The 21863-nt window shown below is 38.9% G+C and carries 18 protein-coding genes; 10 read left to right on the top strand and 8 right to left on the bottom strand.

Annotated features, from left to right (window positions below; genetic code table 11):
* Positions 1-102: 102 nt before the first annotated feature.
* Together AC3QLY_RS04630 and AC3QLY_RS04625 are read left to right on the top strand one after the other, a co-directional pair.
* Positions 103-609 carry a DUF2480 family protein gene (locus AC3QLY_RS04630; protein ID WP_218330795.1) on the top strand — a complete coding sequence of 169 codons (507 nt, stop codon included), beginning with the start codon at positions 103-105 and terminating at the stop codon, positions 607-609.
* Between the two features lie 11 nt (positions 610-620).
* On the top strand, positions 621-1019 hold the full coding sequence (locus AC3QLY_RS04625; protein WP_218330796.1) for a lipocalin-like domain-containing protein: 399 nt from the start codon (positions 621-623) through the stop codon (positions 1017-1019).
* A gap of 51 nt (positions 1020-1070) precedes the next feature.
* On the opposite strand, the gene AC3QLY_RS04620 is transcribed toward AC3QLY_RS04625, so the two are convergent.
* The 7 genes from AC3QLY_RS04620 to ybeY all read right to left on the bottom strand — a co-directional run bounded on the left by AC3QLY_RS04620 (position 1071) and on the right by ybeY (position 12879).
* The gene (locus AC3QLY_RS04620) at positions 1071-1754 is read right to left on the bottom strand and encodes a peptidylprolyl isomerase (RefSeq protein WP_287101497.1); all 684 of its coding nucleotides are present in this window, start codon (positions 1752-1754) and stop codon (positions 1071-1073) included.
* Positions 1755-1764: 10 nt separating this feature from the next.
* The gene (gene polA / locus AC3QLY_RS04615; RefSeq protein WP_492990767.1) at positions 1765-4593 is read right to left on the bottom strand and encodes a DNA polymerase I; all 2829 of its coding nucleotides are present in this window, start codon (positions 4591-4593) and stop codon (positions 1765-1767) included.
* 99 nt (positions 4594-4692) lie between these two features.
* Positions 4693-6012, bottom strand: coding sequence for an amidohydrolase family protein (locus AC3QLY_RS04610; RefSeq protein ID WP_218330798.1), 1320 nt, complete (start codon positions 6010-6012; stop codon positions 4693-4695).
* 51 nt (positions 6013-6063) lie between these two features.
* The gene (locus tag AC3QLY_RS04605; protein ID WP_218330799.1) at positions 6064-9138 is read right to left on the bottom strand and encodes an amidohydrolase family protein; all 3075 of its coding nucleotides are present in this window, start codon (positions 9136-9138) and stop codon (positions 6064-6066) included.
* A 159-nt stretch (positions 9139-9297) separates the two neighbouring features.
* Positions 9298-10338: a proline iminopeptidase-family hydrolase gene (locus tag AC3QLY_RS04600; protein WP_074420922.1), complete on the bottom strand. Its 1041-nt coding sequence runs from the start codon at positions 10336-10338 to the stop codon at positions 9298-9300.
* 37 nt (positions 10339-10375) lie between these two features.
* Positions 10376-12244 carry a tRNA uridine-5-carboxymethylaminomethyl(34) synthesis enzyme MnmG gene (mnmG, locus tag AC3QLY_RS04595; RefSeq protein WP_218330800.1) on the bottom strand — a complete coding sequence of 623 codons (1869 nt, stop codon included), beginning with the start codon at positions 12242-12244 and terminating at the stop codon, positions 10376-10378.
* A 119-nt stretch (positions 12245-12363) separates the two neighbouring features.
* Positions 12364-12879, bottom strand: coding sequence for an rRNA maturation RNase YbeY (ybeY, locus tag AC3QLY_RS04590; protein WP_288095482.1), 516 nt, complete (start codon positions 12877-12879; stop codon positions 12364-12366).
* A 75-nt stretch (positions 12880-12954) separates the two neighbouring features.
* Here ybeY and AC3QLY_RS04585 point away from each other — a divergent pair, with 75 nt between their 5' ends.
* From AC3QLY_RS04585 to nadA, 4 genes are all read left to right on the top strand, one after another.
* Positions 12955-13203, top strand: coding sequence for a FeoA family protein (locus AC3QLY_RS04585; protein WP_074418424.1), 249 nt, complete (start codon positions 12955-12957; stop codon positions 13201-13203).
* Positions 13200-13775 (top strand): nicotinate (nicotinamide) nucleotide adenylyltransferase, encoded by a 576-nt coding sequence (nadD, locus tag AC3QLY_RS04580; RefSeq protein ID WP_492990764.1) that lies wholly within the window; start codon positions 13200-13202, stop codon positions 13773-13775. The genes AC3QLY_RS04585 and nadD overlap by 4 nt, the downstream gene beginning before the upstream one ends.
* 62 nt (positions 13776-13837) lie before the next feature.
* Entirely contained in the window at positions 13838-14728 is an 891-nt protein-coding gene (locus AC3QLY_RS04575; protein ID WP_492990762.1) for an OmpA family protein, read from the top strand.
* 579 nt (positions 14729-15307) lie between these two features.
* Positions 15308-16315 carry a quinolinate synthase NadA gene (gene nadA, locus AC3QLY_RS04570; RefSeq protein WP_074420918.1) on the top strand — a complete coding sequence of 336 codons (1008 nt, stop codon included), beginning with the start codon at positions 15308-15310 and terminating at the stop codon, positions 16313-16315.
* A gap of 124 nt (positions 16316-16439) precedes the next feature.
* On the opposite strand, the gene AC3QLY_RS04565 is transcribed toward nadA, so the two are convergent.
* On the bottom strand, positions 16440-16922 hold the full coding sequence (locus tag AC3QLY_RS04565) for a hypothetical protein (protein WP_492990760.1): 483 nt from the start codon (positions 16920-16922) through the stop codon (positions 16440-16442).
* Positions 16923-17485: 563 nt separating this feature from the next.
* Here AC3QLY_RS04565 and AC3QLY_RS04560 point away from each other — a divergent pair.
* The 4 genes from AC3QLY_RS04560 (at position 17486) to AC3QLY_RS04545 (ending at position 21828) form a co-directional block, all read left to right on the top strand.
* Positions 17486-17779, top strand: a complete 294-nt coding sequence (locus tag AC3QLY_RS04560) for a hypothetical protein (protein WP_074418430.1) — start codon at positions 17486-17488, stop codon at positions 17777-17779.
* A 377-nt stretch (positions 17780-18156) separates the two neighbouring features.
* A complete protein-coding gene (locus AC3QLY_RS04555; RefSeq protein WP_074420924.1) occupies positions 18157-19344 on the top strand; it encodes a tyrosine-type recombinase/integrase in 1188 nt (395 codons plus the stop codon).
* Between the two features lie 263 nt (positions 19345-19607).
* A complete protein-coding gene (locus AC3QLY_RS04550) occupies positions 19608-21128 on the top strand; it encodes a DUF4339 domain-containing protein (protein WP_492990758.1) in 1521 nt (506 codons plus the stop codon).
* Positions 21109-21828 carry a hypothetical protein gene (locus tag AC3QLY_RS04545; protein WP_492990756.1) on the top strand — a complete coding sequence of 240 codons (720 nt, stop codon included), beginning with the start codon at positions 21109-21111 and terminating at the stop codon, positions 21826-21828. Before AC3QLY_RS04550 ends, AC3QLY_RS04545 begins: the two co-directional genes overlap by 20 nt.
* Positions 21829-21863: the final 35 nt, after the last annotated feature.

Below are 21863 nucleotides of genomic sequence, written 5' to 3'. Positions count from 1 at the left end.
TTCAAAAGGTTTCCGGTTGTTTCCGGAAGCCTTTTTTTATCGTATTACGAAAAACCACCCCCATAACAAATTGTATCTTTGTGATGATAATAACATTAAAATATGGAAAAACCCATTGTTAATAAGGTAGCTGAAAGCGGATTAATTACTTTGGATTTAGCCGGTTTTTCGCCCAGCGAACCGCTACGCTCTTTCGATTTGAAAGAGTATCTTTTCATGGGGCTGATTTTAAAAGAAAAAGATTTCAGAACCAACTTACAAGCAGTAAACTGGGAACAATATACCGGCGCCATTGTAGCCATTCATTGCAGTGCCGATGCCATCATTCCCATGTGGGCCTACATGCTGGTAAGTGCTTATTTAACGCCGGTAGCAAAAGATATTTTTTGGGGAACAACCGATAAAGCTTTGGAATGGGCCTGGCTGCAGAAAATTAAAGCCATACCCGTTTCTGAATACACCAATAAACGGGTAGTAATTAAAGGTTGTGGAGAAACCCCCATACCCGAAGCCATGTATGTAGCCATCACACAACAATTACGGCCGGTAGTAAAAAGCATCATGTACGGTGAACCTTGCAGTACTGTGCCTGTTTTTAAGAAAAAATAAAATTTTTTATTATGAAAAAACAAATAAAAACCCTCAGTACAATTGTGGTAGCCACATTATTACTAAATTCCTGCAGTTTACAACAACGATTAACCGGAACCTGGAATATTGTAAAATTTCAGGAAACCAATATCAATCAGCAGAATGCAGAAGCCAGTAATGTGGGTACCATTCAGTTTAAGAAAGATGGCAGCGGTATAAAATCGCTGAGTTATTCTATTTTGGGTAACCAAACCAACGATCAAAAACCTTTTACCTGGACAATTAACGGACAAAACATTACATTGAACAGCGATAATGCACAGTTCCCAAAATCATGGATTATCGTTACCAATAAAGCCAAATACCAGGTTTGGAAAACTACCGACGGTCAAGGTAATATTCAAAAAATGGAATTGAAAAAACAATAAGGTTGGCTTATTTAAATACCAAATACGCTGCTATTGCTAAAGTGCGCATTTTTATAAGCGCCGAATATTAAAAATTACGATCGGCGGATCGAGGTACTGGTTATAATCGCTCCCATTGTAAATTTTTTCAACAATATCCATCCCCTTCACCACTTTACCAAAAGCTGCAAAGCCCTGTTTGTCATCCATATTGGCGCCGCCATAATCCAGTCCGGGCTCTCGTTCCATACAAATAAAAAATTCTGTGCCTGCCGTGCCCGGCGCCATTCTGGCTAAGGATACGGTACCTGCTTCATGCCGCAAACCGGTTGCTTTGGTACTTTCGTGCGGTATACCGGGTACCGAAGTGGCCAATTGATTATTGGTTTTCCAGATTCCACCCTGTACCAGTTCGGTTTTGGGCGCATTCATGGGTTGGTTTAAATCGTTCAACACACGATAAAAACTGGCTCTTTTGTAGTAACCGGAGTCTACATAACTCAAAAAAGCTGCTACTGTTTTAGGTGCTTTTTCGGGGTATAATTCTAATTCAATATATCCTAAAGTTGTTTCAATTTGTACGTGCGGATGGGTATAATGTTTTTCAGGTTTACAGCCCCAGAAGGTTGTAATCATTCCTAACAATAACCCTAACCATATTCCGGCTTTCCCTTGTTGATTCATGGTTTTGCCATTTACGGACATGCCTTTCTGTTCCATTGTTTTAAATTCTGTTATTCCATATTTGTTTGCCATACACCATCCATCAATGTGCTTCTAACCAGTTTTTACCAATGCCTATTTCTGCTTCAATGGGTATTTTGTTGGGCAATATCAATGCTTCCCGCATGTTGTTTAAAATAAGGGGCTGAATCATTTCCAATTCTTCGGGTACCACATCAAAAACCAACTCATCGTGTACCTGTAAAATCATCACCGACTTAAATTTTTCTTTGCGCAGGGCGGCATCTATTTTTATCATGGCCAATTTAATCATATCTGCTGCCGTTCCCTGTATAGGCGAGTTAATGGCATTGCGTTCTGCATATCCGCGAACGGTAAAGTTGGCGGAATTAATGTCTTTTAACCAGCGCTTTCTGCCCATCAGTGTTTCTACATAACCATGCTTTTGTGCAAAGGCAATGGTATTTTCCATATAGGCCGTAATGCCCGGAAATTCTTTTTTATAATTGTCGATAATTTCTTTGGCTTCGGTACGGGAAATGCCCAGATTATCGGCTAAACCAAAAGCACCCTGACCATAAATAATGCCAAAATTTACACTTTTGGCTTTGTAGCGCATTTCTTTGGTTACGGCTGTTTCATCAATGCCATATACTTTCGCTGCCGTTGCGGTATGAATGTCTTTTCCGGCTTTAAAGGCAGTACACATATTGGTATCGCCGCTAATGGCAGCTACAATGCGTAATTCAATTTGTGAGTAGTCGGCACTTACTATAAATCGGTTCTTTTCACGGGGAATAAAAGCTTTTCTGATTTCCCGGCCCCGATCACTGCGGATGGGTATATTTTGCAAATTGGGATTGTTGCTACTTAACCGCCCGGTTACAGCTACGGCCTGTGCATAGGAGGTATGTACCCGCCCGGTGATGGGGTGAATTAATGCAGGCAGCGCCTCTACATAGGTAGAATTCAGTTTGGTGAGCTCCCGGAATGCCAGAATATCTTCTACAATTTTATGGCCCTTTGCCGCCAGCTTGGTCAATACATCTTCACCTGTTTGGTATTGGCCGGTTTTTGTTTTTTTGGCAGATGGGTCTAATTGCAGTTTATCAAATAACACTTCGCCCAATTGTTTGGGTGAGGCGAGGTTAAACCGAACGCCGGCTTGTTGGTACACGCTTTCTTCTGCCGCTTTGGCTTCGGTGGCTAAGGTTTTACTGTAAGCATTTAAAAAATCAACATCAACGGCTACGCCTTCATATTCCATCCGGGTAAGTACAGGCACCAGCGGATTTTCTATCTGGTCCAATACCTGCTGCACTTGTTTTTCTTTTACCAACGGCAACAAAACCTGTTTTAATTGCAGGGTTATATCAGCATCCTCTGCCGCATATTCTTTTATCTTTTCCAATTCTACATCCTGCATATTGCCTTGCCCTTTACCCTTTTTGCCAATCAGTGTTTCTATAGAAATGGGTTGATAATGTAAATACTGTTCGCTCAATCCATTCATATTGTGTTTGCCATCGGGCTCAATTACATAATGAGCCAACATGGTATCTAAAATTTTACCTTTTAACTCAATACCCTGCCATTTTAAAACCAATAAATCGTATTTAATATTTTGGCCTATCCACAAAACAGCTTCATGATTAAATAGTGGCAGGAACTGTTGTAACAATGCAGCGGCGGCTGTTTTTTCTTTGGACACCGGTACGTAAAAGGCTTCGTGTGGGCGATAGGCAAAACTCATACCTACCATTTGCGCCAGATTTGCATCTAAGCCTGTTGTTTCGGTATCAAATGCTATTTCTTTTTGCTGCAATAAGGTTCCCACTAAATTGTGAATAGCAGCAGGTGTGTTCACTAAATGATAAGTGTGTTCTGTATTGCTGCTGTCTTTTATTCCAAAATTTTCAACTGACGGTGTAGGGCTGACGTAGGTGGTCGGTTTGCTACCATTGTTTGTTTGAGTAGCCACCGGTGCACCAAACAAATCGGTTTGTATGGCCTGCGGCGCAGTGGTAAATGCGGGCAAATCTTCTCCCAATACTCTTTTGCCTAAGGTTTTAAATTCTAAATCGGTAAATACTTCAATTAGTTTTTCTTTATCGAATGGCTTTAATCGAAAATTTTCTTCATGAAAGCTAACCGGCACATTGGTAATAATGGTAGCCAATTTTTTACTGATGATGGCGCTTTCTTTCCCGGCTCTGATTTTCTCACCCAGTGCTCCTTTAATATTGTCGGCGTTGTCCAATACATTTTCCAGCGTGCCATATTCTTTTAATAATTTGGCGGCTGTTTTTTCGCCAATTCCGGGTATACCGGGAATATTGTCTACTGCATCGCCCATTAAACCTAACATATCAACTACCTGACTAATGCTATCGATATTCCATTTTTCACAAACTTCTTTCGGGCCCATCAATTCTACATTACCCCCCTGGTAGGCCGGTTTATAAATCGTAATGCCATCGCGTACCAACTGGCCATAATCTTTATCGGGGGTTACCATAAATACTTCATAGCCTGCATCGTGTGCTTCCCAGGCCAGTGTACCAATTACATCATCTGCTTCATAACCGGGAATACCGATAACGGGAATGTTGAAGGCTTGTATAATTTTTTTTATATCAGGAATGGCAGCCAGTAAATCTTCCGGAGTTTCCTGACGGTTGGCTTTATAATCTGCAAAATCGGTGTGCCGCTCGGTAGGCCCTTCCATGTCAAAGCATACGGCCAAATGGGTAGGCTTTTCCTTGTTCATTAACTCAATTAATGTATTGGTAAATCCAAACTGCGCATTGGTATTTTTGCCTTTGCTGGTTATTCTGGGGCTGCGTATCAATGCATAATAAGCGCGAAAAATGAGCGCAAACGCATCTAATAAAAACAATTTTTTCTGCATAACAGCTAAGGTATAGAAATGCGCGGAGGCGAAAAAGAAAAGAGGCTGCCATTTGTGGTGTGGCAACCTCTTTTTGGTTTTTGTGCATATTGGGCTCCACTACTGCGTTAAACCATATTTGGTTAAATATTTTCTGTTCAGTTCGGTTTGTTTGTTTTCTAAACTCACTTCTCTACCCTGAATAAAGGCATGGCGGATGATGCTGGAATGCATATCTAATATATCTCCATCACTTACAACAATATTGGCATCTTTCCCTGCTTCAATAGAACCGGTTTTGTCATCAATGCCTAAAATTTTGGCGCTGTTTAGGGTAATGGCTTGTAAAGCCTGTTCTTTGGTTAATCCATAAGTAGCTGCCGTTCCGGCATTAAACATCAGGTTGCGGTATCGGGCTTCATCAAATGCATCGTTCAAAGCAAATAAAACGCCGGCTTTTTGCAATTCGCCGGGGGTTTTATAGGGCTGGTCTACATCATCATCTTCTGTTGTAGGCAAGGCGTGTTCCTGATTTAAAATTACTGAAATATCATTGGCTTTCAATAAATCGGCAATCTGGTAGCTATCGCTGGCGCCTACAATGGTTACTTTAAATCCAAATTCTTTTGCAAAATCAATGGCAGCCAGCATTTGTTTTACCTGATCAGCATGAACGAACAAATGTTTACTTTGATTGAACAAGCCTTTTACGGCTTCAAACTTTAAATTGGTTTGTGCATGTTTGCTTTCTGCCAAATAAGCTTTAGCCTGACGAAAGAAGTTTTTCAATTCTTCTATTTTTTCGTAGGCAGCTTTAGCGGGGTCGGTCATATTAACTGGGTTTACGGCACCAAATCTTCTACCGGGGCGACGAATAAAGCTGGGCATATTCATGTGAATATTATTGTCCATTTTATAAGCGGCATCTTCCCAATTCCAGGCATCTAATTGTACAACAGAAGAGGAGCCGCTAATGCTGCCGCCTTCGGGTGTTACACTCGCCAATAGTATACCGTTGGCTTTAAGTGTATTAATGATTTTTGAATCGGTATTATAAGCTACTATAGACCGTACATTCGGATTCAAGTCGCCCAATTCTAAATAGTCATTACTGCCACGTACGCCATTGGCTATTTCTTTTAAACCTAAATCGGTATTGGATAAAATTAAGCCGGGATATACCTGTTTGCCGGTAGCATCTACTTTTTTGGCATCGGCAGGTATGGTAACTTCTGTGGTATGTATTGCCACTATTTTTCCATTGTTTACTTCAATAGTAGCTTTATCGATTACACTGCCATTGCCAACATGTACGGTACCATTGGTAATAAACAACCGACCCATATAGGGTTTTGCAGGCAAAACATCATCTTGCGCAAAGGCGGCAGCGTTCATCAGGAACAAGGCTGCAAGTATGAGGGTTATTTTAATATTTTTCATGATTCCTAATTTTTTGATGTAAGGTTCATTCTATGATTGGAATGAATTGATTTATTTGTTTTGAGAAATGGTTTCTAAAGTGGCGGATGAAATACCATCGTCTTCGCTAATATCAATTGTTATCATGCCATCATGATGGTCGTGATCACCACAACTTAATACATATTGCCAACTGGGTTGTGCCGGTATTACCGGAGTGCCGTTTCTTTTTTCACCAATCATTTTCTGAATAAGGCGGTTGCGCTCTTCCAGAATTTTTTTTCGCAATTGTGCATCTCTTTCCCTGTCAAAATAAACAATACCATCCACAATGGTTTTTTGTGCCGAAGCATAAATGCTCAACGGATTTGCTGACCAAATTACTATATCTGCATCTTTGCCTTCTTTAATACTGCCCACTTTGTTATCTACATGTAAAGCTTTGGCGGGATTAATGGTTACCATTTTCAAAGCATCTTCTTCGCTCATGCCGCCATATTTAATTGATTTGGCTGCTTCCTGATTTAAACGGCGTGCCATTTCTGCATCATCTGAATTGATACAAACATTCAATCCTACTTTATGCATAATAGAAGCATTGTATGCAATGGCATCTTTTACTTCATTTTTATACGCCCACCAATCAGAGAAGGTAGAAGCGTTGGCACCATGTGCTTTCATTTTATCGGCCACTTTATATCCTTCTAAAATATGGGTGAAGGTGTTGAAACGAAAACCAAAACGTTCTGCTACCCGCATTGCCGAAGTAATTTCGCTTTGTACATAGGAATGGCAGGTGATAAATCGTTTTTTATTGAGAATTTCGACCAATGCATCTAATTCCAAATCTCTCCGGGTACCTGCAGGATCTTTTTTCATGGCAGCTTCATAATCCAATGCACGGGTAAAGGCATCTACCAATACCTGTTCTACCCCCATACGTGTATCAGGGAAACGGTTATTGGCAGGCGATGTGGTGCGTTTAACGTTTTCGCCCAATGCAAATTTGATAAAGGGATCAGCGCCTGCAAACTTCAACTGCTCATCATCGGCGCCCCACCGTAATTTAATTAATTGGGTTTGGCCGCCAATGGTATTGGCCGATCCATGTAATATATGCGAGGTAGTTACGCCACCACTTAACTGGCGGTAAATATTAATATCGTCAGGATTCAGGTTGTCGCCAATTCTTACTTCAGAAGTAACAGATTGTGCGCCTTCATTAATTGAGGCAGCAGCAATATGCGAGTGTTCATCGATGATGCCCGGTGTTACGTGCATACCGGTTGCATCAATTACTTTGGCTGAGGGGTCGCTTAAATTTTTACCCACTTTGGATATTTTGCCATTTTTAATTAATATATCGGTATTGGTAACTACCCCTTCTTTTTCGTTGGTCCATACCGTACCATTTTTAATGAGCAGGGTTTGTTGTTTCGGCATTTCTTCAAAGCCATAACCATCAAACGGATAGGTTACTTTTGCCATTGGTCTGCTTTGCATTCTTTTTCTGTTATTGGCTGTTTCTGCAGGTAATGGTTTGGTATAGGTGGCTGTCCAGGTAAAGGCATTGCCCATATCATCTTTTCCGGTACCACTCCAGTTTTCTTTCAGTGCCAGGCCGCTTAATAAATATTGTCCGGTTCGGTGTGGGCGTTCGCCTTCAGCTTTTTTATTGCCTTCCAAAGCAAATTGCATTTTTACTGCTTTACCATCATAGCTCAATTTCACACCAACGGTATCGGCTTGTAGTATTTGTGCAGTAGTGCTGTTTTTTACCAACAAATTGTATTGCTGTGTTCCCTTGGGTGTATGAATCGTCAAAGTATATTCTCCACTAACGGTGTTCCATTCTGCAGGGTTAATGGCATAGTTTTTTCCCTGGATCCAGTTTTCAACTATTTTGGTATTCTCATCAAATACCGGACCAGTGGTAATAATAAAGTTGGCTAATTTACCTGCATCTAAGCTGCCTACTTTATCGTACACATTCAGCAGGGTAGCGGGTATTTTGGTTAATGCTTCCAATGCGGTTTTTTCAGAAAGACCATCGGCAATGGCTTTCCGTAAGTTGGGCATAAATTGTTTTACATCTTTTAAATCGCTGGTGGTTAAACAAAAAAGCACATTGGCTTTTTCAAAAGCAGCGGGATTGGTGGGAGCCAGTTCCCAGTTTTTCATATCGGCCAGCGACACAAAGCGGGCATCGTTGGGGTCTTCTACATCCAATGCCTGGGGAAAATTAAGCGGTAAAATATACGTTGCTTTAGAAGCAATTATTTCGGGCATGCGCTGATATTCATTACCACCACCTTTAATAATATATTGTACTCCAAATTCATCCCCAATTCTATCGGCACGTAAATCGTTCCATTTATCGTCTGCTTCAAATATTTGTGGTAACGACTGAATATTATTCCAGGCTTCTAAAGACAAATTGGTACCTTCAGTGGCCGGTTTATTTTTATACCATTTGGCATCTAAATAGGTTTGGCGCAATAATGCTATGGAACCCATTAAACTGGTAGGGTAGCTTTGGGTGGAACTGCCTTTGCTGAAGGAATAATGGGCAGATGCTTTTTCTTTCACTACCACAAAATTATCGGCCTCATTGGCTAAAGTAACCACTGTACCGGTTCCGCGGGCTATCCCATCTTTTACATGGGTTAATACGGTACCAAAACCCATCATCCGATAGGATTCGGCTTTTTTATCGTCGGCATTAAACTGATCAATGGCATTTACCTGTGGCTTAATGGCCTGGTTCCAGCCATAAGCGCCTTTGATATTCGAAGTAAACTGGGTGGGAGCCATATAATTAAAGCCGCCGGAAGGACGGATGGGTTCGGTTACGCCATAATCGGTATAGACATCTATAAACGAAGGGTAAAGGTATTTGTTCTTGCAATCTACTACTACCGCATCATCAGGTATGGTTACTGCATTGCCAACTGCCAGTATCTTGCCCTCTTTTATCAATAAAGTGGCATTGTTAAGGGTGGTTTGCGCATCTTTAACAATGGTGGCATTAATAAACGCATACGCTCGGGTTCGGGGGTCTGCTACCCCGTTTACCGGAAAGGTTTCCTGTGCATGTACCAGTAGGCCAATAATAAGCCCCAGTAGCAGAAGTTGTACTTTTCTCATAATCTTTGGTTTTGAAGTAAGGATGTTTAAAGCTACTATTTTTGATTTAGGAATAAAACCGCTCATCATTTTTTCGGTGATAAACCTGATTTTTACAGTTAACGCCATAAAAAAAGCGAGGGAAAAACTCTTCGCTTTTAATTATATTAAAATATTATATTATTTAAGATTGCCATTGTCCACCTCTTTAATAAAGCTGATAACGCCGGGATAAAAATGTTGCTGGTCATCCCACATGGCTAAATGGCTGCCTTCGGGGCAATACAAATAGCGGCCATGTTGTACCTGTTTGCTCATCCAGCTCATGTGGTCGGGGTCCATTGTATCGTATTTGGCGCCTACCACCAAAGTAGGTACGACAATTTCTTTCAGGCGGTCTTTGATATCCCAATTGGCTAAGCGGCCTGCAATGCCAAATTCTGAAGGGCCCTGCATCATGGTATAAATGGTTTCATTTACATGTTTAAAGGCGCGGTTTACCGGATCGGGCCATTCGGCTAAACGGCACAGGTGCTGTTTGTAGAAATTGGGTAACAGCAGTTGCATGTATTTGGGATTTTTATAATCGCCGCGGGCTTCTATGGCACGAATGGTATCCAATACTTTTGGATCCATTTGTTTGGCCAGTACCTGATCGGCATATTTGCCGTAATCCGGACAACTGCTCATCATGTTACAAATAATCAATCCCTTCAGGTTTTGCTGGTATTTCAGGGCATATTGCATAGCCAGAATGCCGCCCCAAGAATTACCCAGCAAATAAAAATTATCTTTATTCAATCCCAATGCCTTTCTAACCTGTTCTACTTCTTCCACAAAGCGGGGCAGTGTCCATAAACTGCTATCGGTGGGCTGGTCGCTGTAATAAGAGCCTAACTGATCGTATTCAATCATTTCAAATCCCTCTTTGGGAAAAAAGCTTTCAAAACATTCTAAGTATTCATGCGTCATAGCCGGACCGCCATGTAACAATAATACTTTAATGGTGGAATTGTTACCAATCCGTTTGGTCCATACCCGAAAAGTGCCCACAGGGGTTTGAATAGGGATCATTTTAATTCCGGCGGTTTGTACCCCGGAATCTTGTGGTGCAAAGTATTCTTGTACGGTAACAGATTTAGGCGATGTATGACAGGCCATTAAACCACCGGCGGCCATCAGCATTAGCAATAATGCAGGTAACCAAATTTTCTTGTGCATAAGTGTTTGTTTAGATGAATACCTTAAAATTAAGGAATTATCGGCCCATATACACCATGAGTATTTGAATATCGCTGGGATTTACGCCACTAATTCTACCGGCCTGCCCAATGGTTCGTGGTTTTACTTTTTTAAATTTCTGTCTGGCTTCAGAGGAAAGGGCTTGCAGCCTATCGTAATCAAAACTATCCGGAATGATTAAATCTTCCATTTGGCTCATTTTTTCTACCAGTTCTTGTTCTTTAGCAATATAACGTTCGTACTTTATTTGAATTTCTGCCTGCTCTAAATGGTCGGCATCTTTGTTGTTGAAAACAGCCTGTAGTTCAGGCAAGCTTTGTAACATTGCTGAAAGATTAACCGAAGGGCGCAATAATAATTTAGCCGCTTTTTGTTTTTCATTCAATGGGGCAGAGGCAACGCTTTCTAAATAATCATTTATCGTATCTGGTTCTACATTGTATTGTTGCAGTTGTTCAGTAATTTGAGCTACAGCAATTCTTTTCTGTTGTACCCGGTCCATTCTTTCCTGACCAGCCAGGCCCATGCGGTAACTTATTTCGGTAAGGCGCAGGTCAGCATTGTCCTGCCGCAGCAGTGTTCTAAATTCGGCGCGGCTGGTAAACATGCGGTAGGGTTCTTCGGTGCCCTTACTAATTAAATCATCAATTAACACCCCAATATAGGCTTCGCTTCTTTTTAAAATAAATGGCGCTTCGGCTTTGGTTTTTAAGTGGGCATTGATACCGGCCATAATACCCTGGCAGGCGGCTTCTTCGTAACCGGTGGTACCATTGATCTGGCCGGCAAAAAACAGGTTTTGTATGGTTTTGGTTTCTAATGAATGGGTTAATTGAGTAGGGGGGAAGAAATCATATTCAATGGCATAACCTGGGCGGAATATTTTACAGTTTTCAAATCCGGGAACCTGCTTTAGTGCCTGTATTTGTACTTCTTCAGGTAAAGAAGTAGAAAAACCATTTACGTAGATCTCTACCGTATGCCATCCTTCGGGTTCTACAAATAGCTGGTGCCTGTCGCGCTCTGCAAATCGGTTAATTTTGTCTTCAATACTGGGGCAATATCTTGGGCCTATACCTTCAATTCTACCCTGGAACATCGGACTTCTATCGAATCCTGTTTTTAAAATATCATGAACGGTGGTATTGGTATAGGTAATAAAGCAACTTTTTTGTTGTTCGGGGCGAATGGGTACATGGGGTAAATAAGAAAATCCGGTAATGGTGTCATCCCCTTTTTGTTCTTCCATTTTGGTATAATCTAAACTTCTACCATCAACCCTTGGGGGTGTTCCAGTTTTCAATCGGTCGCTTTCCATGCCTTCGGCTACCAATTGTTCGGTAATACCGATAGCCGCTTTTTCGGCCACACGGCCACCGCCAAACTGTTTTTCACCTATATGAATCACCCCATTTAAAAAAGTACCGCTGGTTACTACCACTGCTTTGGCCTTAATTTCATGACCCAATTGGGTAATTACCCCACAGGCTTTGTTGTTGTGAATCATGAGTTGGCGTACCATATCCTGGTAAAAATCTACATTGGGTGTGTTTTCCAGCATTACCCGCCAAGTGGCGGCAAACAACATACGGTCGTTTTGTGCCCTTGGACTCCACATGGCCGGTCCTTTGCTCTTATTCAGCATTCTAAACTGAATCATGCTTTTATCGGTTACAATACCGCTATAGCCCCCCAGAGCATCTATCTCCCGTACAATTTGTCCTTTAGCAATACCCCCCATGGCCGGATTACAGCTCATTTGGGCAATGGTTTGCATATTCATGGTAATCAATAAAACCTTACTGCCCATATTGGCAGCGGCGGCAGCAGCCTCACAACCGGCATGTCCGGCACCTACTACAATCACATCGTATTCAGCAAACATCTTGTTTTGTTTTTTGCAAATGTACACCCGAATAGGGGTTTTATGGATGCATGGAATTGTTCCACGTGAAACCACTCCATTCAATCACACTAATTTGTTCCACGTGAAACGGGTAGGATTTATTGGGAAATGGATTCAAGAGCATTGATATAAAAGGCCTCTTTTTCCCGCATCAAGGTCTTTTCGCTTGCCGTTTTATCGCGATACCCACATAAATGCAGGATACCATGTATCATCACACGGAGTAGTTCTTCCTGATATGTGGTGCCATGTTGCACAGCATTTTTCTTCACGCGATCGGTACTGATATAAATTTCCGCTACAATACCGGAAGCAGGTTCTTCGGTTAAATTGAACGTTAAAATATCGGTATAAGTATCATGTTGCAGGAATTGCTGGTTCATAGACAGTAGGTGTTCATCGGAACAGAAAATATAATCCACCCGTTTGCCCAAATGTTTTTCTTTTTTAAAAATGGTAGTAAGAAAAGTTTTTAATAGGGTTTTGTTCTTCCAGTAAAAAGGCCTGTCTGCTGCATGAAAATAAATAATAGGCATGGTTTCTAATAGATGGTTAAAACCAAAATTCGTAATTAAACCCGATAAAATGGGTTTACTTTTGTGTTTTATAAACATCAGCAGAATGTCTATTTTGTATAGACCACTCAAATAAACAAACTGTAAAAAATTCACAACCTATTACATCCCATTATGAAACCATTGAGTCAGTTGAAGATTGGAGACAAAGGCACCATTACCACATTTAAAAACGATGAGCTATTCATTAAGCTGATGGAAATGGGTTGTGTGCCGGGAGAAATGATTAAGGTAGAACAAATTGCCCCATTAGGCGATCCCATTTCCATTTCCGTTGCCGGTTATTCTTTAAGCCTCCGGTTAAATGAAGCGGCAGCCATTATGATTGATAATATCACAAACGAAAAAAAAACACATTCATGAGAATTGGGCTGTACTTTGGCTCTTTTAACCCTATTCATCACGGCCATTTAATTATTGCCAGTCATATTGCCAATCATGGTCCGGTAGATCAGGTTTGGTTGGTAGTAAGCCCACAAAACCCTTTGAAACCTGCACCGGGTTTACTGAACGAATTCCACCGTTTACATTTGGCACGTTTGGCCATTGCAGCAGATGATATGCAACTGAAAGTATCGGATGTGGAATTTGGTTTACCCAAACCCTCTTATACCATTGATACCTTAACTTATTTAAGCGAAAAATATCCGCAACATCAATTTGCTGTGATTATGGGCAGTGATAGTTTTGAAAACATCCACAAATGGAAAAACCATACATTATTAATGCAGCAATATCCCTTATTGGTGTACGTGCGACCCGATCATTCTTTACCCAACCACCTACCCAAAGGAATAACGGTATTAAAAGCACCCATGCTCGATATTTCTGCAACCTATATCCGCAAATTGATTCAGGAGAAAAAAAGCATTCGCTACTTAGTACCGGAACCCGTTCGAATAGAAATTGAGAAAGCCGGATATTATGTAAAGTAAAAAGGGAATAAATTTACATTATAAATTAATTATTTTTTAATCTATTAAACAGTTTTGTCATCATGAAAACAACAAGCCTTCTCGCTCTATCCTGTGCAGTATTATTATTTGCCTGTGTTAGCCCGAAAAAACTCAGACAGTCGGAAGAAAAATATAATCAACTGAATGGTGCGTATTTAGAACTGCAACAGAAGTATCGCGACTGCCAAGGAAATTTGAGCGCTTCAGACGATGAAATCAAAGGCCTTCAAAATCAAAAAAGTATTCTGGTAGGGCAAATTGGTGACTTAAACAAACAGGTAGATTTTTTGAAACAAAACAATACACAGGTATTGAATCAATTAAAAGATTTGTCGGTTATTTCGGCATCTCAGGCAGAAAGTATTAAAAAATCAATGGATAATATGAGTTCTAAAGACAGTTACATACAACAATTACAAACCACTATTGCACAAAAGGATTCCATGAATATGGCATTGGTGATGAATTTAAAAGGTGTATTAGGTAATTTAGAGGATAGTGATATTAATATTAAAGTTGATAAAGATGTAGTGTACATTGATATTTCTGATAAACTATTGTTTAAAAGCGGCAGCTACGATGTAACCGACCGGGCTAAAGTAGTATTGGGTAAAGTAGCCAAGGTACTCAATAACCAACCCAATATAGAATTTATGGTAGAAGGCAATACAGACAGTATTCCGTTTAGAAACGGATTATTATTAGACAACTGGGATTTAAGTGTAAAACGTGCCACTTCAGTAATACGTATTTTACAAAATAATTATGGCATTGATCCAAAAAGAATTACAGCTGCAGGACGCAGTCAATACGTTCCCGTTGCCTCAAACAATACTCCAGAAGGAAGAGCTGCAAATCGCAGAACCAGAATTATTATTTTACCACAGTTGGATCAATTCTTTAAGTTATTAGAAAGACCAAAAACCAACTAATATCCATCCATTCCATAAAAAAGGTTGCTTTATTAAAATGAAGCAGCCTTTTTTTTATGATAGCATCAAGATAAAATAAACACAGGAAATAAAAAAAACAGCAAAAGTAACACAATAAAATAAATTAATTAGTAAAATTATTATATAAAATAAAAATAGTAATCAATATACAAAAAATTTATCCACACTGGTCTGTGTACATCCCTTTTAAACTTGTTAGAAAATCGTTTTTTGGATAAAAACACTGTGCTTAAAAAAAGAATAACTAAGCGTAAAAAAGAGATATACTGAAAATTCAGTGTAATCCACACAAACCATCACCAGTTCATACACAGTGCATAACCTGTTAAACCAAAAAAGTGAATACAGTAAAACAATACAATACACCTGCGTGCATAAACCCTATCAATACAGCAATTACTTATGTTTCACGGTGTGGATAATCTGTGAAAGCATAGGGATAACTAAAGAATAATTAACTTTACACATTGTTGATAACAAAGTTATCCCGATATACACACCCGTAATAGTAGTAGGGTTTTTATAAAAATATATTATTAAAGAATTACTACCCGAGTTATGAACATTGCCGAAGCAAAAGCCAACTTATTATCAAAAGGTTTTTTAGATGTGGATATTGATCTGCACGTAGATTTGTTCCAGGAAATTGAACAACTCAAAAAACACAAAAATGCCATTATACTGGCTCATTATTATCAGGAACCCGATATACAGGATATTGCCGATTATATTGGCGATAGTTTGGGATTGGCCAAACAGGCATCACAAACCGATGCAGCCATTATTTTATTTGCCGGCGTACATTTTATGGCAGAGACCGCCAAAATATTGAATCCAGATAAAAAGGTTTTACTGCCCGATTTAAAAGCCGGTTGTTCGTTGGCCGACAGTGCCCCAACTGAATTATTCAAACAATTTAAAGCCAAACATCCCGATCATGTAGTGATTTCTTACATCAACTGCACCGCCGAAATAAAAGCCCTGAGTGATATTATTTGTACTTCGGGCAATGCTGAAAAAATAATAGAAAGTGTACCCGGAAATACGCCCATCTTATTTGCACCCGACCGTAATCTGGGAGCCTACCTCAATAAAAAAACCGGCCGAAATATGTTGTTATGGAATGGAGCCTGCCAGGTACATGAAATATTTAGTGTAGAAAAAATTACCCGATTAAAAATAAGGCATCCCGAAGCTAAATTATTGGCCCATCCTGAATGTGAAGAATCTGTTTTAGCCATGGCCGATTTTATAGGAAGTACTACCCAATTATTAAAATATAGCCATACCGATAGCGCTCAGTCTTATATTGTAGCCACCGAAACTGGTATCCTGCATCAAATGCAAAAAGATAATCCCGGTAAAGCCTTTATACCGGCACCGCCCAATAACAATTGTGCTTGCAACGATTGTCCGTATATGAAGCTGAATACGCTGGAAAAAGTTTACAATACCTTATTATACGAATTACCCGAAATTACCATGGAAGAGGATTTGCGTATAGCCGCCAAAAAACCCTTAGACCGCATGCTGGCCATTAGTAAAGCTGCGGGATTAATTGGATAAACAGCAATGAAGTACCATTATATGCACTTTATAGAGTCAATTCAAGAAAAGCCTAAAGGCAGATGATTCAACCTCTTTTCCGCCTATTCGTTCCGCAGCAATCAACAAGCAAAGTATGGCCAACTTATATTGTGGTTAGGTACTGCCTGCCCGTGTAACCGGTACGCAGAGGCAGCCCATTTAAAACCTGCAGGGAAGCGTTCGAATCTGTATGCCTGAACATTTGGTGCGCATCCACATCCACCACAGTAGCATCACCAACGGCAGGAATGGAAGCTACTGTTTTGGGTTTTGGCAAATAGGCATCTATTAACCGTTGCACTGCCACTGCCAGCGCTACACCTTTTTTCAGCCATTGCATCAATTGGCCTGTGATTTGTTGTTGTAACCCCTTTTGCGGCGGCAGTTGACGGTAAATTTTACTGGCAATAGGCGATGCTATTTGCAGCCATGCACTGTACTGCCGCAAGCGGGCAAAAGCCGGATCGGCATAAAACCTTTTTTTATTAATAGAGGTTTTGGTACGCACCATTTGCCGACCGTTGACCACATAAAAGGTAAGGCCATTAAAAGTACCCGAAATATACGTATAGGGAATGGTAGCCATATAATATTGACTTTTTTGTATACAATATACAACAACGCAACCCCCGTTTCCAAATTTTAGAGCAGGTTTTTTGTGAAAAAAATACGGGTATTTATAACAATAAAGAAGACCTAATGTAAGGCAGCTAGATTTGATAGAAATACCTATCAACAGCGTTGCGCAACGCTGTTGAGTTGATGTTGTATGGAAGCAGGATGGATTTGAGGGAGGAGAAAAAAATCCCTAATGGAGTAAAAAATGTATATAAAAAATTTGGTGCATAAAGCTAAAAGGTATATATTTAATCTTAATAGAAAGGGAAAAACAGTAAACCTCTGGGCTGTGTGGGTGAGGACAGCGAAGCTGTATAAAGCTGTTAAAAAAAGGTGTAAAATAATGAACGTATGGGGTTGGCTGGCTTTACGAAAGCGTTTAAAAATGTATGTATATTTCGCGGAACCGTTATAATACCTTGAAAATAAGTATAATAATATTTTTTATTTATAATATAATAACTTCAGAATTATGGTATATTTATGAGTGGTGGCAAGTATAAACTGACATTTCTCAATTAAATAATTTTAATGTTTTCTTATGACAGGCAAAACAATTATACGAAAATTTATTTTGATAGCGCAATTGTAGGAATTTTAGATGTTCTTATGACTGGCAATTCGTTTGGTATTAATACAGTACCTCCGCTTAATGCCACTAATGAACAATTAATTTTATTTGCTAAACAATATTATCAGGAAGTTTTAAAAGGCGCATGGTTGCAAGCGGTTGGTACTTTTTTTATTATACTTTTTGCAATTGCGATTGTTGATTTAACTGTAGTAACCAATACCTTTTCAGTTTGGCTGACCATATTGGATTAATTGATACGTATTATGGTAAGTGTTACTGAAGTTGTTTATTATATAATGGTATAATGGTATTGTACACAGTTCCGGAAACAATACGTAGAACTATTTTGTTAGTGACATTTTAATACTTAAATATTGTATGATTGATAATTAACATATAAAATAGGGCATCTTATTCAGCCATTAAATTAGAAGTAGTTTTGTACCAGCTATATTACTTTTATGAATAAAAAGAAAAGGGGCAGATAGACGAGAAATCAGTCAGTTGTAGTCTGTTATCAATTTTAACAGCGGGGAGAAGGGATTTTATCACTGTTTTGGAGGAAGGTAATGGGAAGGTTGAAAGGAGGGTAGTATTAATTATAAACATCTATTATTTTATTTTAGATATGCAAATAATTGTTCTTAAAATACTGGAGCACCGAAATGCTGAATGTATTGGCATTTATTTTAAAGTAGATACCCGGCTTAACGGAATAGTAAAAAAAATACCAGGTATTAAATGGAGCAGGACACATACCTGCTGGTATTTGCCGCTAAACCGCAACAACTATCAATTAATTATGGACACATTAAGCTGCCATGCTTCTATTAATAATGCAGCTCTAAAAAAATATATCATAGAAGAAAAAGAAACAGGGAACACCACTATGCAACCTGCAGCAAACAAACCCAAAATTACGAGCCAGGCCACATCCATAATAAGCAATGAAAATAATAAAGCAATGGCAATGCTTGTGCAGCAACTAACTTTAAAGGCCTATAGCCCTTCCACCATAAAAACATACCGAAACGAATTTGGCCGGTTGCTGCAAACTATAAAACAAAAGCATGTAGATACATTAACTGCAGATGAGCTACGCCGCTATATGGTTTATACAATAGAAAAAGAGGGAATAAGTGAAAACACAGCTCATAGCAGGCTTAATGCATTAAAATTTTATTTTGAACAGGTGCTGGGCCGTGAAAAGTTTTTTTGGGAAATACCCAGGCCCAAAAAACCCTTACTGCTTCCTAAACTATTAAATGAAAAAGAATTAGGAAGGTTGTTTAATGCACTATCTAATAAAAAACATAAAGCCATGTTATTTACTGCATACAGTGCCGGTTTAAGGGTAAGTGAAATTGTGGAATTAAAGATATCGGATATAGACAGTAGCCGTATGCAAATTTTTGTGCGGCGAGCAAAGGGCAAAAAAGACAGGTATGTAAACCTAAGCCCTGTATTATTGGATATATTAAGAAAATACCTTAGTGAGTACAGGCCGCAGCCAAAAGAATACTTGTTTGAATCTGAACAAACCAATACCGCCTACCCCACCCGTACGGTGCAGCAAATATTTAATAATGCCAAAACCAAGGCGGGCATTAAAAAAGAGGTAGGTGTGCATAGTTTACGGCACAGTTTTGCCACACACCTGCTTGATAAAGGAACGGATATACGTTATATAAAGGATCTACTGGGGCATTTTGACATAAAGACAACGGAACGGTATTTACACGTAAGCAAACGAAATTTGGTAAACATTAGTAGCCCATTGGATGATTTAATGAAAAAAGAAAGCATAGAATGGTAAAACCGCTGTGCGGGGGCGACAATTTGATTTTGATAACAGTAAAGCATTGATTTTAAGCAATCTATAAGGAGTAATAGCGATAAACAGTAAAATTTTGTTTTACAAAAAGAGCCGAGTGGATTGTCCTAACGAAAATTGAAATTGTATAATGTTAAGTAGTTGGCTATCAAGGTGTGTTTTTTTAGGAAAGTAGCGTATTATAGCATATATTTATGTGTTACCAGCCATTTTAGGACGACAGACAAACGAACAAAATTGACAGTATGGAAAAAGAATTTTACTACTTAGATGAAAAGGAACAAAAAGGGCCTTTTAGCATTGACCAACTAAAGACAGTTGGCCTAAAACCTGACACCTTAGTTTGGGCTGACGGTTTTGAAAATTGGAAACCAGTTAAAGAAGTGGAAGAACTTAAAGGACTTCTCAAAAAAACACCGCCCCCACCTCCAATTATTGACAACTCGACAAATTCAACAATTCAAGTTCAAGACGAAGCTAAAGAAGAAAAGAAAATTCTTGTAGAAGATAGCAATGTGAAATTTTGGGCTTCCTTCAAAATTTATTCAATTTCAATTTTGCTCATTGGGGCTGCTATTCTCACGGCATATTTAATTTCAAACAATAAAAAGCAGAAATTAAAAAAAGAGATTTACTCAAAGGTTGACAATATTCTTGACGGTAAAACTGTTGTGCTTGACGGTGTAATTTCATTAACACAAGGTGAACTAAAAGAAACAGGCTATTCAAAATCGAAAAATAAAAGTGATGACCCCCTTGCTAATTTATTTCAAGAATGGTGGGCAAGCGAGAAACTTTATACAATTTTCGAAGCGACAGGAGGTGGCTTCACTATCAAGCAACTAACAAAACAAAATGACGATGGCTACGATGTCGAAACCTATTCTTCTGGTGATATGGGTTATAAGAAGCCAGCAGGTAGGTATGTTGAGCCAGAATATATGGATATGGGATGGGGAGAACGAATGAAAGTTGGTGGCGGATATTATGCAAGCAACTACAGGCTGCCAGTCAGACAATGTTATACACAAGCATTTGAGTATTTTACCAAAGAAGACAAGAAATCACCGGGGGCTTTCACTCCTGGCAAATATGTAGACATATCTAATTTCTCTGACATCAGGAATGAATACTTCTATATGGATAATACATCACCAAAACAGTATTCATCTTCAGGCATTTTTGCACCTTCTTGGAATAGTACAGGCGAACACGGGGCAAATATTAATACGGAAGATTGGGCTGTATATTATTCAACGTATGGCAAACACTATGAAATAACCGAGAATGAGGAAGTCATAAGAAAAGACCTATTTACTTACTTAGGTATTACAGTAGGTTCAATATTACTACTACTAATTATCAGCTTTTTCGCAAAACCTAAATATTTTAGAAACTTAAACTTGTTTGGGAAACGTTGGAAAAACAACGCTTATCAAGAGCAAATATTCTTCTTTGAACATTCTTTCTTTGGCAAACACACATTCATTGAAATCATTAATGATAAAGTTTCCAAGGGTGTTGTGAAGTTTACTGACAAAGGAAATACCGTAAATCTTTCTTATCCAAATAAAGAACTATTTTATAAAATCGAAAAAATCAATCAAGATGATTTGATACTTGTATCAAATAAAGATAAGAGTAGCATAACTTTCAAAAGAGTTGGTGCGAAAGAAGAAGTTAAAAATGAATCTAACGTTGATAACACAATTAACGAAGGAGAAAAACAAATTGACCAAACTGAAAATGAAGAAACCACTAAATAATGTATTCTTAACATACGCATCTGATATTTTAGCGGACACTAATACTGGCCTTACTTCAACAGAAATTGGCAAGTATTTTTCAGCCAAAAGTTTGGATTATAATGTAGACATTCCATTCCATAAGCCTCCATTTGTTGATGTTCCTAATAAAAGAACAGCATTTCTGGAAAATTTGAAGTGTTTTAACTCAGACCAACAATTTGAAATTATTTCTGAGACTATTGAAAGGCTTCAACATCTTGACAGTGTTAAGGATTTAAGAAACAAATTGTATTCTCAATACCCTGAGTATATACCAAGCGGACAACATATTCTTACAACTGAACTTGTAAAGGAAACTCAACATTGGCTTTCTGCTTACAAGAAGGCTTTTGAATTATATAATTCTGCCTTTGACAAACTTAATAAAAATGTTTACCAAAGAAATTTAATTGACGACTTAAGACTTTCATTAGAGTTACTGCTAAAAGAGGTTCTTAATAATGACAAGCCTTTAGAAAAACAAATTGCAGACGTAGGACAATTTCAACAAGCTAAAGGAATAAGTCCTGAAACGACCAATATGTTTAATACACTTTTGGACTATTACGGGAAATATCAAAATAAATATGCCAAACACGATGACAATGTGAACGAAAAAGAAATCGAATTTATCATCGACCTGACTTCAACTTTTATGAAATTCATCACCAAAAAATGACGACAAAGCAATTGACAGACAAAGAAAAACGGCTG

Source organism: Hydrotalea sp. GW822-HT8A01 (assembly GCF_058798575.1).
This window is presented reverse-complemented; position numbering and strand designations above follow the sequence as displayed.

Coding starts and splice junctions, on each gene's coding strand:
- ybeY (WP_288095482.1), bottom strand. CDS start 12,879: ATGTTTATAAAACACAAAAGTAAACCCATTTTATCGGGTTTAATTACG.
- AC3QLY_RS04610 (WP_218330798.1), bottom strand. CDS start 6,012: ATGAAAAATATTAAAATAACCCTCATACTTGCAGCCTTGTTCCTGATG.
- nadA (WP_074420918.1), top strand. CDS start 15,308: ATGAACATTGCCGAAGCAAAAGCCAACTTATTATCAAAAGGTTTTTTA.
- AC3QLY_RS04620 (WP_287101497.1), bottom strand. CDS start 1,754: ATGGCAAACAAATATGGAATAACAGAATTTAAAACAATGGAACAGAAA.
- AC3QLY_RS04630 (WP_218330795.1), top strand. CDS start 103: ATGGAAAAACCCATTGTTAATAAGGTAGCTGAAAGCGGATTAATTACT.
- AC3QLY_RS04575 (WP_492990762.1), top strand. CDS start 13,838: ATGAAAACAACAAGCCTTCTCGCTCTATCCTGTGCAGTATTATTATTT.
- mnmG (WP_218330800.1), bottom strand. CDS start 12,244: ATGTTTGCTGAATACGATGTGATTGTAGTAGGTGCCGGACATGCCGGT.
- AC3QLY_RS04600 (WP_074420922.1), bottom strand. CDS start 10,338: ATGCACAAGAAAATTTGGTTACCTGCATTATTGCTAATGCTGATGGCC.
- nadD (WP_492990764.1), top strand. CDS start 13,200: ATGAGAATTGGGCTGTACTTTGGCTCTTTTAACCCTATTCATCACGGC.
- AC3QLY_RS04605 (WP_218330799.1), bottom strand. CDS start 9,138: ATGAGAAAAGTACAACTTCTGCTACTGGGGCTTATTATTGGCCTACTG.
- polA (WP_492990767.1), bottom strand. CDS start 4,593: ATGCAGAAAAAATTGTTTTTATTAGATGCGTTTGCGCTCATTTTTCGC.
- AC3QLY_RS04555 (WP_074420924.1), top strand. CDS start 18,157: ATGCAAATAATTGTTCTTAAAATACTGGAGCACCGAAATGCTGAATGT.
- AC3QLY_RS04545 (WP_492990756.1), top strand. CDS start 21,109: ATGAAGAAACCACTAAATAATGTATTCTTAACATACGCATCTGATATT.
- AC3QLY_RS04560 (WP_074418430.1), top strand. CDS start 17,486: ATGTTTTCTTATGACAGGCAAAACAATTATACGAAAATTTATTTTGAT.
- AC3QLY_RS04625 (WP_218330796.1), top strand. CDS start 621: ATGAAAAAACAAATAAAAACCCTCAGTACAATTGTGGTAGCCACATTA.
- AC3QLY_RS04550 (WP_492990758.1), top strand. CDS start 19,608: ATGGAAAAAGAATTTTACTACTTAGATGAAAAGGAACAAAAAGGGCCT.
- AC3QLY_RS04565 (WP_492990760.1), bottom strand. CDS start 16,922: ATGGCTACCATTCCCTATACGTATATTTCGGGTACTTTTAATGGCCTT.
- AC3QLY_RS04585 (WP_074418424.1), top strand. CDS start 12,955: ATGAAACCATTGAGTCAGTTGAAGATTGGAGACAAAGGCACCATTACC.